The sequence below is a fragment of the Burkholderia sp. HI2500 genome, assembly GCF_002223055.1.
Lineage (GTDB): Bacteria > Pseudomonadota > Gammaproteobacteria > Burkholderiales > Burkholderiaceae > Burkholderia.
This window is the reverse complement of the sequence record NZ_NKFL01000005.1, coordinates 254597-267424: the sequence shown is the minus strand read 5'-3', so window position 1 is coordinate 267424 and position 12828 is coordinate 254597. Positions and strand designations below refer to the sequence as shown.

The following is a 12828-nucleotide window of genomic DNA, read 5'->3' as shown; positions in this document are numbered from 1 at the left end:
GACTAATGTAGGCTCCCTCGATCAATAAAAATAATGAATAATGATCAGATCAAGAATGACTGAAAGTACGTCTCATGGCATTCGACAGCAGGCTTTTGAGCGGGATCGGCGTGCTCTCGGCGGTGATCGAGGCCGGCACCTTCGCGCGCGCCGGCGAGGCGATGGGGTTGACGCAGCCGGCGGTGAGCCGTGCCGTCGCCCGGCTGGAGGAGCGCGTCGGCATCCGGATCTTCAACCGCACGGCCCGTGCGATCACGCTGACCGACGAAGGGCGGCGTTTCTATGAAGCGGTCGCGCCGCTGCTGGCCGGCATCGAGGATGCGGCGATCGACGCCGGCCAGTCGAAGGCGCGTGTCAGGGGGCGGCTGCGCGTCAACGTCGACGCGACTTTCGGCCACTACGTGCTGGCGCCGAAGATGGCCGAGTTTCTCGACCGCTTTCCCGACCTGTCCGTCGAGATCAGCGTGCGCGACCGGATGGGCGACCTCGTCGCCGACGGGTTCGACGTGGCGGTGCGGTTCGGCATTCCGGAACCATCGTCATACCGTGCGCGGCTGCTGCTGGAAACGCGCGTGCTGACCTGCGCGTCGGCGGCCTATGTCGCGCGCCACGGCGAACCGCGGCACCCGCGGGATCTCGCGAGCGGGCATCGCTGCGTGCTGATCCGCGACCCGGTGACGGGGCGGCCGTTCGAATGGGAATTCCATCGCGGCAAGGAGGTGATGCCGTTCGATGCCGCCGGCCGGCTGATGGTCAACGATACGGGCATGCTGCTCGGCGCGTGCCTGGGCGGCGCGGGGATTGCCCAGCTGCTGGAACTCTATGCGCGCGACATCCTTGCCGACGGGCGGCTGGTGCTGCTGCTGCCGGAATGGGCGGACGAGACGTTTCCGCTCTACGCGTATCACCACGCGTCCAACCTCGTTTCCGCGAAGGTGCGCGTGTTTCTCGACTTCGTGCGGGCGTTGATGGCCTGAGCCTGCGCTCGACTTGACGTGCCGACGGTGGCCTTCCGGTCCACTCATTCGGTGCGATGCGGAATATTGTCCGGGAACGGGTAGGGCGCGTGCGGGCCCGGCCAGTCGGGCACCGGCGGCGCGGTCAGTACATCGCAGCCGGCCAGCATGAGCGACAGCACCGCGGCGAGCACGCGGCGGCGGAGCGGGGATGAAATCGTGCGCATGGACATGGCGTGCCTCCGTGCCGCGCATCCTCATGCCGCTTGGACTGTTGCGCGGGGCGCGCGTTGCGGCGCGGGCGGCAAAAACAAAAAACCCGCGAAGCGGCGAGCTTGCGCGGGTTTCGGGAGGCGCAGCGCGTCACGCTGCGAGAATGCTGGTGCCCAGGGCCGGAATCGAACCGGCACGCCTTGCGGCGGGGGATTTTGAGTCCCCTGCGTCTACCAATTTCACCACCTGGGCTTGATCCTGGCCGCGCATGCGATGGTGCGCGGCGAAACGCGGATTATGTCCGAAATCCCGCCGCCGGGCAAGCTGCCCGGTTGCGGGCCGCCCAAGTCACTGACTGAGGTAGACGAACCGGCCCTGCTTGACGATCCCCATCACGCTCGCGCGCTGGTCGAGTCCCACATGATCCTTGTCGCTCGTGTTGACGACACCGTTCGGCACGACGAGCTCGTGCGCACGTTCCAGCTCGCGCCGCAGCGCCGCACGGAACGCGGGCGTGCCGGGCTGCGCGGCCTTCAGCGCGCGGCCGACCGCGTCGGCGAGGCGCGGGTAGACGCCCGCCGCGTCGCCCGCGAACTGCGTGACCGTGCCGGCACCGTACTTCGCTTCGTACGCGTCGACGAACGCGAGCGCGGCCTTGCGGGACGGATGATCGGCCGGCAGCGTGCGCGCGACGACCACCGGCTGGGTCGGGAACAGCGTCCCGTCGACATCCTTGCCGCCCAGCTTGATGAATTCCGGTGTCGCGATCCCGTGGGTCTGGTAGACCGGGCCCTTGTAGCCGCGCTCGATCAGCGTGCGCTGCGGCAGCACGGCCGGCGTGCCCGAGCCCGCGATCAGGATCGCGTCGGGTTTCGCCGCGATCAGCTTCAATGCCTGGCCCGTGACGCTCGCGTCGGTGCGGTTGAAGCGCTCGGTCGCGATGACGCGGATCTTGCGCAGGTCCGCGAAGCGCGTGAACTCGTTCAGCCAGCTATCGCCGTAGCTGTCGGCGAAGCCGATGAAGCCGACCGTCTTCACGCCGTGGTTCGCCATATGGCGCGTCATCACGTCGGCCATCGCGCGGTCGCTCTGCGCCATCTTGAACGCCCAGGTCCGCGCGCCTTCCTGCGGCTCGACGATCGCGCCGGAGCCGACCAGCGTGATCATCGGCGTCTGCCCGGCGGCCACCGCATCGAGCGCCGCGAGCGCGGCCGGCGTGATGTTCGGCCCGACCACCACGTCGACGTGATCCTCGTCGACCAGCTTGCGGATGTTGCGCACCGCGGTGCCCGGGTCGGACGCATCGTCGAGCACCGTCACCTGCACGGGTTGCCCGGCGATCGTCTTCGGCCACATCAGGATCGCGTTCTTGCTCGTGATGCCGATCGCGGCCGCCGGGCCGGTCGACGACAGGTCGACGCCGACCTTCAGGTCGGCGTGCGCGGCGGCGCTGGCCAGTACGAGAGCGGCGCCGGCAGCGCGGCGCAACAGGGCGAGAAGCGTCATGCGGAATTCTCCGTCGGACAGCAAAAAGGGGCGCGATGTGCGCCCCCGTGGTTATACACGCCGCTCAGAGTTCGTACGATTCGGATTCGCCCTTGAGCGCCTGCTCGATCAGCTTGCGGTTCAGCGTCGGCGACAGCAGTTCGACCAGCGTATACACATAGCTGCGCAGGTAAGCGCCCTGCTTGAGCGCGACGCGCGTCACGTTGCTGCCGAACAGGTGGCCGACCGGGATCAGCCGCAGGCTGCGGTCACGTTCGGGATTGAACGCGATGTCGGCCATGATGCCGACGCCGAGGCCGAGTTCGACGTAGGTCTTGATCACGTCGGCGTCGATCGCCTCGAGCACGATGTCCGGCGACAGCCCGCGCAGCGCGAACGCATGGTTGATCTTCTTGCGGCCCGCGAACGCATCGTCGTACGTGATCAGCGGGTACTGGGCGAGATCGTCGAGGGTGACCGGCTTGCGTTCGAGCAGCGGGTGGTCGGCCGGCACGACGGCCGCGTGGTGCCACTGGAAGCAGGGCAGCGACACGAGTTCTTTATAGTCAGAGATCGCCTCGGTGGCGATCGCGAGATCGGCCTGGTCGTGGATCACCATCTCGGCCACCTGCGTCGGGCTGCCCTGCAGGATCGACAGGTGCACCTTCGGGAAGCGCTTCTTGAACTCGGCGATCGCGGCCGGCAGCGAGTAGCGGGCCTGCGTGTGGGTCGCGGCGATGGTCAGGTTGCCCTGATCCTGGGCTGCATAATCTTTTCCGACCCTTTTAAGGCTTTCAACCTCCTGGAGAATCCGCTCGACCGACGCGAGGATGATCCGGCCCGGCTCGGTGAGCGAGCGCACGCGCTTGCCGTGCCGCGTGAAGATCTCCACGCCCAGCTCGTCCTCGAGCTCGATGATCGCCTTCGATACCCCCGGTTGCGACGTGTAGAGCGCCTTGGCGGCCTCGGTGAGATTGAAATTCTGCCGGACGGCCTCGCGCACGAAGCGAAATTGGTGCAGGTTCATTTATAACCCTTCCGCATATCAACAGAATTTTTTAGTCGTTTGAAATATAAGGCGAGTTTATTACGATTCACCGGAGTTTTTCAAATATGGATATCTGTTTTCGTCATTAGCAATCCAGCCGGGCAGCGGAAGGCCGGCGATAGCGGCGGAACGGAGATTCGGGCGCGACGTGGCTAGGACGTCGCGCGGTCACCACGAAAACCCTGGGGTCCCCGAATGTATCAGTACGACCAATACGACCAGACGATCGTCGACGAGCGTGTCGCGCAGTACCGCGATCAGGTGCGCCGCCGGCTGTCGGGCGAGTTGAGCGAAGAAGAGTTCCGTCCGCTGCGCCTGCAGAACGGCCTGTACATGCAGCGCCACGCGTACATGCACCGCATCGCGATTCCGTACGGCAACCTGCGCAGCGATCAGCTCCGGATGCTGGCGCGCATCGCCCGCGAACACGACCGCGGCTACGGTCACTTCTCGACCCGCTCGAACATCCAGTTCAACTGGATCAAGCTGGAAGAAACGCCCGAGATCCTCGCGAAGCTCGCGTCGGTGCAGATGCACGGCATCCAGACGTCGGGCAACTGCATCCGCAACATCACGGCCGACCAGTTCGCCGGTGTCGCGCAGGACGAAGAGATCGATCCGCGTCCGTGGTCGGAAATCCTGCGCCAGTGGTCGACGTTCCATCCCGAATTCGCATGGTTGCCGCGCAAGTTCAAGATCGCGGTGTCGGGCTCGAAGGACGACCGTGCGGCCGTGCAGATCCACGACCTCGGCGTGTACCTGAAGAAGAACGCGCAGGGTGAAGTGGTCGCGAGCATCCTCGCGGGCGGCGGCCTCGGCCGTACGCCGATCATCGGCGCGGTGATCAAGGAAGACCTGCCGTGGCAGCACCTGCTCACCTATTGCGAAGCCGTGCTGCGCGTGTACAACCGTTACGGCCGCCGCGACAACCTCTACAAGGCGCGCATCAAGATCCTCGTGAAGGCGTTGTCGCCCGCGAAGTTCGCGCAGCAGGTCGAGGAAGAGTGGCAGCACCTGAAGGACGGCCCGTCGACGCTCACGCAGGCGGAAGTCGACCGCGTGTCGCAGTACTTCCAGCCGCCCGTCTACGAGAAGCTGGCCGACACCGACGCGTCGTTCGAACAGCACCTGCTCGAGAACAAGGCGTTCGCGCGCTGGGTCGAGCGTAACGTTGCCCCGCACAAGGTGGCCGGCTATGCCGCCGTCACGCTGTCGCTGAAGGATCACCGTATCGCGCCGGGTGACGCGACCGACCAGCAGATGGATCTGGTGGCCGACTGGGCCGACGCTTACTCGTTCGGCGAGCTGCGCGTGTCGCACGAGCAGAACCTGATTCTCGCGAACGTGAAGAAACGCGACCTGTTCGCCCTGTGGGAAAAGGCGAAGGCAGCCGGTTTCGCGACGCCGAACATCGGCCTGCTGACCGACATCATCGCGTGCCCGGGCGGCGACTTCTGCTCGCTCGCGAACGCAAAGTCGATCCCGATCGCGCTGGCGATCCAGCAGCGTTTCGACGATCTCGACTATGTGTACGACCTCGGCGACCTGTCGCTGAACATTTCCGGTTGCATGAACTCGTGCGGTCACCATCACGTCGGCAACATCGGCATCCTCGGCGTCGACAAGGACGGCGCCGAGTGGTACCAGGTGTCGCTCGGCGGCGAGCAGGGCACGGGCCGGAACGGCGCGCGCCTCGGCCGCGTGATCGGGCCGTCGTTCTCGGCGGAGGAAGTGCCCGGCGTGATCGCGAAGCTGATCGACACGTTCGTCGAATCGCGCATCGACGGCGAGCGCTTCGTCGACACGTACGATCGCATCGGCATCGCGCCGTTCAAGGAGCGCGTGTATGCGGCGCGCCAGGCAGTGAACGCGTAACCAACCGGGTAGAAGGAATTAGCAGATGGCTTCGATTATCAAGAACCGCGCAGTGATCGACGATGCATGGCAGGTCGTGCGCGCGGCGGAAGACGGTGCACTGCCCGCGGTCGACGCGTTGCCGGCCGGCAAGGTGCTGGTGCCGTTCGCATTGTGGCAGGCCGAGCGCGCGGCGCTCGTCGCCGCGAAGACGAAGGACGAGCTCGGCGTGTGGCTCGCGCCGGACAGCGAGCCGGCCGATCTCGTGGCCGATTTCGGCGCGATTTCGCTGATCGCGGTCGACTTCCCGCGCTTCGCGGACGGCCGCGGCTACAGCATCGCGCGCCTGCTGCGCGAGCGCCACGGCTGGACGGGCGAGCTGCGCGCGATCGGCGACGTGCTGCGCGACCAGCTGCTGTACATGTCGCGTTGCGGCTTCGACGCATACGCGGTGCGCGCCGACAAGGACATCCACGACGCGCTGAATGCGTTCACGGAATTCACGCAGCGTTACCAGGGCGCGTTCGACCAGCCCGAACCGCTGTTCCGCCGCCGCGGCGCGACGCCCGACGCGAAGGTGAGCGCATGAGCACCACGACCGCCACCGCGCTGACGCCGGAACTCGCCGCGAAGGTCGAGCGCCTCGATGCGCTGCTCGCGCAGATCGGTGCCCGTCACGAGAAGGTGAAGTTCGCGAGCAGCCTCGCGGCGGAAGACATGCTGCTGACGCATGCGATCCTGTCGAAGGGCGTGCGGATCGGCATCTTCTCGCTGAACACGGGCCGCCTGCACGCGGAAACGCTCGGCATGATCGACCGCGTGCGCGAGCGCTACGGCTACGAGATCGAGCAGTTCCATCCGCAGCAGGACGCGGTCGACCAGTACGTCGCCGAGCACGGCCTGAACGCGTTCTACGAGAGCGTCGAGCTGCGCAAGTCGTGCTGCCACATCCGCAAGGTCGAGCCGCTGAATCGTGCGCTCGCGGACGTCGGCGCATGGGTCACGGGCCAGCGCCGCGAGCAGTCGGTCACGCGTGCCGAACTGCATGAGGAAGAGCAGGACGAAGCGCGCGGGATCGCGAAGTACAACCCGCTCGCCGACTGGACGGAAAGCGACGTGTGGGCGTACCTTAAGGCGTTTGACGTGCCGGTCAACCCGCTGCATGCGCGCGGCTACCCGAGCATCGGCTGCGAGCCGTGTACGCGGGCGATCCGTCCCGGCGAGGACAGCCGCGCGGGCCGCTGGTGGTGGGAGTCGCGCGATACGAAGGAATGCGGCTTGCACATCACGACGATCACGCCGATTCCCGCGGACGCCGTTGCCGGCGCCACGCGCTGAAAGCCTGACAAGAAACTGAATATTGCGCCGCCTGCGACAGCGGGCGGCACGAACCCAGAAGAGAAGGACTGAAATCATGAGCACGACGCTCGAGCAATCCGCCTTTGCCCCGCCCGCCGGTGCCGACAACCGCATGGGCCACCTCGACTGGCTCGAAGCCGAGTCGATCCACATCCTGCGGGAACTGGTCGCCGAATGCAGCAAGCCGGCGCTGTTGTTCTCGGGCGGCAAGGATTCGGTCGTCGTGCTGCATCTGGCACTGAAGGCATTCGGCCTCGGCGCGAACCGCAAGACGACGCTGCCGTTCCCGCTCGTGCACATCGATACGGGCCACAACTACGAAGAAGTGATCGACTTCCGCGATCGCCGCGCGCAAGAACTCGGCGCCGAGCTGGTCGTCGGCCACGTCGAGGATTCGATCAAGCGCGGCACGGTCGTGCTGCGCCGCGAAACCGATTCGCGCAATGCCGCGCAGGCCGTCACGCTGCTCGAGACGATCGAGCAGCACGGCTACACGGCGCTGATCGGCGGCGCGCGCCGCGACGAAGAGAAGGCGCGTGCGAAGGAACGCATCTTCTCGTTCCGCGACGAATTCGGCCAGTGGGATCCGAAGGCGCAGCGCCCGGAACTGTGGAGCCTGTACAACGCCCGCCTGCACAAGGGCGAGCACCTGCGCGTGTTCCCGATCTCGAACTGGACCGAGCTCGACGTGTGGCAGTACATCGCGCGCGAGAACCTCGAACTGCCGTCGATCTATTACGCGCACCAGCGCGAGATCGTGCGCCGCAACGGGCTGCTCGTGCCCGTCACGCCGCTCACGCCGATGCGTGACGGCGAGACGAGCGAGCTCGCGCAGGTGCGCTTCCGCACGGTCGGCGACATTTCCTGCACGTGCCCGGTCGAGAGCGACGCGGACGACGTCGAGAAGATCATCGCCGAGACGGCGGTGACCGAGATCACCGAGCGCGGCGCGACCCGGATGGACGACCAGGCCTCCGAAGCCGCGATGGAACAGCGCAAGAAGCAAGGTTATTTCTGAAGCACACGAGGACATTCACATCATGAGCATCATCGAGAACACCGAAGACCTCGGCGTGCTGCGCTTCATTACCGCAGGCAGCGTCGACGACGGCAAGAGCACGCTGATCGGCCGCCTGCTGTACGACAGCAAGGCCGTGCTGTCCGACCAGCTGTCCGCGCTGTCGCGTGCGAAAAACAAGCGCACGGTCGGCGACGAGCTCGACCTCGCGCTGCTGACCGACGGCCTCGAAGCCGAGCGCGAGCAAGGCATCACGATCGACGTCGCGTACCGCTACTTCGCGACCGCGAAGCGCAAGTTCATCATCGCCGATACGCCGGGCCACGAGCAGTACACGCGCAACATGGTGACGGGCGCATCGACCGCGCACGCGGCGATCGTGTTGATCGACGCGACGCGCATCACGGTCGAGAACGGTGTCGTGCAACTCCTGCCGCAGACCAAGCGCCACAGCGCGATCGTCAAGCTGCTCGGGCTGCAGCACGTGATCGTCGCGATCAACAAGATGGACCTCGTCGACTACAGCGAAGCGCGCTTCAACGAGATCCGCGATGCATACGTCACGCTTGCGAAGCAGCTCGGCCTGAGCGACGTGCGCTTCGTGCCGGTGTCGGCGCTGAAGGGCGACAACATCGTCGGCGCGAGCGAGCGCATGCCGTGGTACGCGGGCGAACCGCTGCTCGACGTGCTCGAATCGCTGCCGGTCGAGACGCAGGCGCACGACGCGCTGCGCTTCCCCGTGCAGTGGGTCGCGCGCCAGGACGGCAGCTCGGCCGACGATTTCCGCGGCTACATGGGCCGGATCGAGTCGGGTGAAGTGAAGGTCGGCGACGAGATCGTCGTGCTGCCGTCGAACCGCACGGCCACGATCGCCGAGATCGTCGCGCCGGTGCCGGGCGGCACCGCGTCCGTGCCGCACGCGTTCGCGGGCCAGACCGTGACGATCCGCCTCGCGGAAGACGTCGACGTGTCGCGCGGCGACATGTTCGTCACGTCCGCCGAGCCGGTCGAGCCGGCGAAGAAGCTCGAAGCCGATCTGTGCTGGTTCGACGAGACGCCGCTGTCGCCGCAGCGCAAATACCTGCTGAAGCAGACCACCAGCACGGTGTTCGCGAAGATCGGCGGCGTCAAGCAGGTGCTCGACGTGCACACGCTGTCGCACGCGACCGACCGTCACGATCTGAAGATGAACGACATCGGCCGCGTCGCGCTGACGCTGCAGAAGCCGATCGTGTGCGACACGTACGACGCGCATCCGGGTACCGGTGCGTTCGTGCTGATCGACGAGGCGACGCATCACACGGTCGCCGCAGGGATGATCCGGGCGTTCTCGGCGTGACCGGGCAACCGCGCCGCTTCGCGGCGGCGCGGGCCGGAGCCGACGCCCGCTGGAAGGCGAAGCGACAAACATGGGCAAGGTGTATCTGATCGGAGCAGGGCCGGGCGCGGCCGACCTCATCACGGTGCGCGGCGCGCGGCTGCTCGAGCAGGCGGACGTCGTGCTGCACGACGCGCTCGTCGAGCCCGCGATGCTCGACTACGCGCCGCATGCGCGCCGGATTGCCGTCGGCAAGCGCTGCGGGCAGCGCTCGACCGCGCAGCACTTCATCAACAAGCAGATCGTCGATGCGGCACGCGAGCATGCGTGCGTCGTGCGGCTGAAGGGTGGCGACCCGATGCTGTTCGGTCGCGCCGAAGAGGAGATGCGCGCGCTGGAAGCGGCCGGCATCGACTACGAGGTCGTGCCGGGCATCACCGCGGCGCTGGCCGGGGCGGCGACGCTGAAGCGTTCGCTGACGTTGCGCGGCGTGTCGCGCAGCGTCGCGTTCGCGACGCACAGCCGCGCGCCGGGCAGCGACGAGATTCGCGAAGCCGCGCGCGCCGATTCGATGGTCTATTACATGGGCCGCGACAGCGCGCCCGGCATCGCGCAGGAGCTGATCGACGCGGGCCGTGCGCCGGCGACGGCCGTGGCGATCGTCGAGGCGTGCAGCACCGCGCGCGAACGTACGCTGACGCTGACGCTCGCGCAGATGGCGGCGGGCGACGCGCAGGCGTGGCTCGATCCCGCGGAACCGAGCCTGCTGATGATCGGCGATGCGTTCGCCGAGCGCGCCGGGCAGGCGAAAGTGGGCGATGTGCTGCGAAATGCGGCCTGAGCGGAATCCGGCTGGAGTTCCAAACGAAAAAAGCGCTGGCGGAAGCCGGCGCTTTTTCTTTGTGGGCCGTGACGGCGTGATTTACGCGTCGTCGCCGATCTGGTCGATGCAGTAGCGCGCGATCGCGTCGAGCACGCCGTCGTCTTCGCCGACGGCCGTCGCGCAGCGGATCTCGACACCCGGATGCACGGCGCGGCATGCGTCGACGAGCTGCGGCAGGTCGCGGCGGACATGGCCGCCCTGGCCGAAGAACACGGGCACCACGGTGATGTGCGTGCAGCCGGCCGCGACCTGCCCGGCGACCGCGTCGCCGAGCGACGGCGTCATCAGCTCGAGGAACGCGAGCGACACGTGTGCGGCGGGGGAGGGGGCGCCGCGCAGCCGCGCGGCGAGCCGTTCGAACGGCTCGGCCCAGCGCGGGTCACGCGCGCCGTGGCCGAACAGGACGATGCCATGCGAGCTCATGTCGAAACCTCCGTCGTGACGCGGCGCTCAGTGCCGGTCGACCCACTTGAGCGCGAACAGGCCGAGCGCGAGATAGATCAGGCCCGGCGTCGCCGCGGTGAGCGGCGCGGGCCACGTGTTCAGCGTGCCGATGTGCGAGAACAGCGTATTGAGAAGCTGGAAGCTCATGCCGAGCATGATGCCGCCGAACACCTTCACGCCGACCACGCCCGCACGCGTGTGCAGGTACGCGAACGGCAGCGACAGCACGAGCATCACGAACACCGCGAACGGATACAGCAGCTTGCGCCACAGCGCGATGTCGTAGCGCTGCGTGTCCTGCTGATTCTCGCGCAAATGCTGGATGTAGCGGAACAGGTTGATGATCGACATGCGATCCGGCGACACGAGCAGCACCGACAGGATCTGCGGCGTCAGGTCCGAGCGCAGCCGGTATTCGGGCAGCGATACCTGCTGCGACCGGTACACGGGGTTCAGCGCATCGGCCGGCTGGCCGCTGATCGGCTTGATCGGCGTCAGCTCGGTTTCGTTGACGCCCTTCAGCAGCCAGTGGCCGGGCGGCTCGTAGCGGCCCGTCTGCGCGATCCGCACGTTGCGCAGCTGGAATTTCGAATCGAATTCGTAGATGCGCACGTTGCTGATCGTCGAGTCGGGCGACAGGCTGCCGACGTTGACGAAGCGCGTGACCTGCTCGCCGTTTTCACGGGCCGCGAGCGTGTCCTTCACCCACACGCCCGACTGGAAGTTCGACGACACCGATGCGCCGAGCGCCTGCAGCCGCACGCGTTCGGACAGCTGGTCGGCGTACGGGCCGACGAATTCGCCGATCAGGTAGGTGATGATCACGAGTGGCACGCCGATCTTCAGCAGCGAGCGCAGCGCCTGGTTGGTCGCGAGGCCCGATACGCGGAAGATCGTGAATTCCGAGTTCGCGGCCATCTGCGCGAACACGTAGATCGCGCTGATCAGCGCGGCGACCGGGATGATTTCGTAGAAGCGCGACGGGGTCTGCAGCGCGACGCGCAGCACCGCGTAGCCGAACTTGTAGTTGCCGTGCCCGACCGAGTTCAGTTCGCTGATCAGGTCGAAGAAGAAGAACAGGCCCGAGAACGCGAACAGGATGAAGACGAACGTGACGTAGATCTGTCGCGCGAAGTACTTTTCATAGAGCCGCATCGATCATGCTCCCGAGCGGCCGAACAGCGCGCGTGTAAACAGCGGACGATTGCGCACGCGCAACCAGAAGATGAACGCGACGATCGCCGCGACGACCAGATGCAGGCCGACGAGACCGACGCCGAACGACATCTTGCCCTGCTCGATCTGCGACTGCACCACGTTCAGCAGGTTCGAGTACGTGAGGTAGATCAGCACGGCCATCACGAGGTTGATCGTGCGGCTGCGGCGCGGGTTCTGGTACGACAGCGGAATGCCGAGCACCATCAGGTTGATCGCGATCAGCGGCAGCCCCGCGCGCCACGCGAATTCCGCGAGGTTGTCGTTCGTCGGGTTGCGCAGCAGGTCCGGCGTCGGCGTGCTGTTGGTGGTCTGCACGTTGGTGACCGGGGTGCTCGTGATCTTCACGCCATAGCGCTCGAACTCCATGATCTTGAAGTTCGGCTGGCCGGGCGTGCCGTCGTAGCGGCGGCCGTCCTCCAGGACGACGAAGCGGCTGCCGTCGCGCGTTTCCGTGTGCCCCGTCTGCGACACGACCACGTTGACCTTGCCGTTCTCGGTCGAGGTCACGAACACGTTCTGCACCTTGCTCTGGTCGGGCGTCATCTTCTCGATGAAGAACACGCGGTGGTTCGAGGCCGATTCGCGGAACTGGCCCGGCGCGAGCAGCGAGATCTCGTCGCGCTGCTGGAAGCGCGCCTTGATCATCTTGCTTTGCTGGTTCGACCACGGCCAGCCGACGAACGCGAAGAAGGCGATCAGCAGGATGATCGGCGTGGCGAACACGCCGATCGGCTTGATGAGGCGCGTGAGGCTCACGCCGGACGCGAGCCACACGACCATTTCGGAGTCCCGGTACCACCGGGTCAGCACGAACAGGATCGACACGAACAGCGTGACGACGAGCATCACGGCGAGGTAGCCGATCACGGTGAGGCCGATCAGCACGAGGACGTCCCGCGGATCGATTTCACCGGACGCGGCGTAGCCGACGATGCGGATCATCATCGTCGTGAGCATGATCGTGAGCAGCACCATGAACACGGCGCCAGCCGTATACGCAAGCTCGCGCTGGAGGGAGCGTTCGAAGATCAT

General features: G+C 66.4%; 13 protein-coding genes and 1 tRNA gene. 7 read left to right on the top strand and 7 right to left on the bottom strand.

Features of this window, described 5'->3' with window-relative positions:
• Window positions 1-74: 74 nt before the first annotated feature.
• On the top strand, window positions 75-977 hold the full coding sequence (locus CFB45_RS14065) for a LysR family transcriptional regulator (protein ID WP_089426129.1): 903 nt from the start codon (window positions 75-77) through the stop codon (window positions 975-977).
• A 44-nt stretch (window positions 978-1021) separates the two neighbouring features.
• Here CFB45_RS14065 and CFB45_RS39010 read toward each other — a convergent pair whose 3' ends face one another.
• From CFB45_RS39010 to CFB45_RS14050, 4 genes are all read right to left on the bottom strand, one after another.
• Window positions 1022-1189, bottom strand: coding sequence for a hypothetical protein (locus CFB45_RS39010; RefSeq protein ID WP_179255068.1), 168 nt, complete (start codon window positions 1187-1189; stop codon window positions 1022-1024).
• A gap of 147 nt (window positions 1190-1336) precedes the next feature.
• Window positions 1337-1421 (bottom strand) — tRNA-Leu (locus CFB45_RS14060).
• A 96-nt stretch (window positions 1422-1517) separates the two neighbouring features.
• Window positions 1518-2675, bottom strand: coding sequence for an ABC transporter substrate-binding protein (locus CFB45_RS14055; protein ID WP_089426128.1), 1158 nt, complete (start codon window positions 2673-2675; stop codon window positions 1518-1520).
• A 64-nt stretch (window positions 2676-2739) separates the two neighbouring features.
• Entirely contained in the window at window positions 2740-3681 is a 942-nt protein-coding gene (locus CFB45_RS14050; protein WP_046544612.1) for a CysB family HTH-type transcriptional regulator, read from the bottom strand.
• A 216-nt stretch (window positions 3682-3897) separates the two neighbouring features.
• On the opposite strand from CFB45_RS14050, the gene CFB45_RS14045 reads away from it, so the two are divergent.
• From CFB45_RS14045 to cobA, 6 genes are all read left to right on the top strand, one after another.
• Window positions 3898-5577: a nitrite/sulfite reductase gene (locus tag CFB45_RS14045; protein WP_089426127.1), complete on the top strand. Its 1680-nt coding sequence runs from the start codon at window positions 3898-3900 to the stop codon at window positions 5575-5577.
• A 25-nt stretch (window positions 5578-5602) separates the two neighbouring features.
• Complete coding sequence (locus CFB45_RS14040; protein ID WP_089426126.1) at window positions 5603-6145, top strand: DUF934 domain-containing protein; 543 nt, start codon at window positions 5603-5605, stop codon at window positions 6143-6145.
• The gene (locus CFB45_RS14035) at window positions 6142-6894 is read left to right on the top strand and encodes a phosphoadenylyl-sulfate reductase (RefSeq protein ID WP_089426125.1); all 753 of its coding nucleotides are present in this window, start codon (window positions 6142-6144) and stop codon (window positions 6892-6894) included. Before CFB45_RS14040 ends, CFB45_RS14035 begins: the two co-directional genes overlap by 4 nt.
• A 76-nt stretch (window positions 6895-6970) precedes the next feature.
• On the top strand, window positions 6971-7933 hold the full coding sequence (cysD, locus tag CFB45_RS14030) for a sulfate adenylyltransferase subunit CysD (protein WP_034192618.1): 963 nt from the start codon (window positions 6971-6973) through the stop codon (window positions 7931-7933).
• A gap of 22 nt (window positions 7934-7955) precedes the next feature.
• On the top strand, window positions 7956-9272 hold the full coding sequence (locus CFB45_RS14025; protein WP_069248632.1) for a sulfate adenylyltransferase subunit 1: 1317 nt from the start codon (window positions 7956-7958) through the stop codon (window positions 9270-9272).
• 70 nt (window positions 9273-9342) lie between these two features.
• The gene (gene cobA / locus CFB45_RS14020; protein ID WP_089426124.1) at window positions 9343-10092 is read left to right on the top strand and encodes a uroporphyrinogen-III C-methyltransferase; all 750 of its coding nucleotides are present in this window, start codon (window positions 9343-9345) and stop codon (window positions 10090-10092) included.
• Between the two features lie 81 nt (window positions 10093-10173).
• Here the strand turns inward: cobA and CFB45_RS14015 are convergent, their stop codons facing one another.
• From CFB45_RS14015 to lptF, 3 genes are read right to left on the bottom strand one after another with little or no spacing between them, the layout of a single operon-like run.
• A complete protein-coding gene (locus CFB45_RS14015) occupies window positions 10174-10557 on the bottom strand; it encodes a sirohydrochlorin chelatase (protein WP_089426123.1) in 384 nt (127 codons plus the stop codon).
• 27 nt (window positions 10558-10584) lie between these two features.
• Window positions 10585-11733, bottom strand: coding sequence for an LPS export ABC transporter permease LptG (gene lptG, locus CFB45_RS14010; RefSeq protein ID WP_089426122.1), 1149 nt, complete (start codon window positions 11731-11733; stop codon window positions 10585-10587).
• A 3-nt stretch (window positions 11734-11736) separates the two neighbouring features.
• Window positions 11737-12828 carry an LPS export ABC transporter permease LptF gene (gene lptF, locus CFB45_RS14005; protein WP_089426121.1) on the bottom strand — a complete coding sequence of 364 codons (1092 nt, stop codon included), beginning with the start codon at window positions 12826-12828 and terminating at the stop codon, window positions 11737-11739.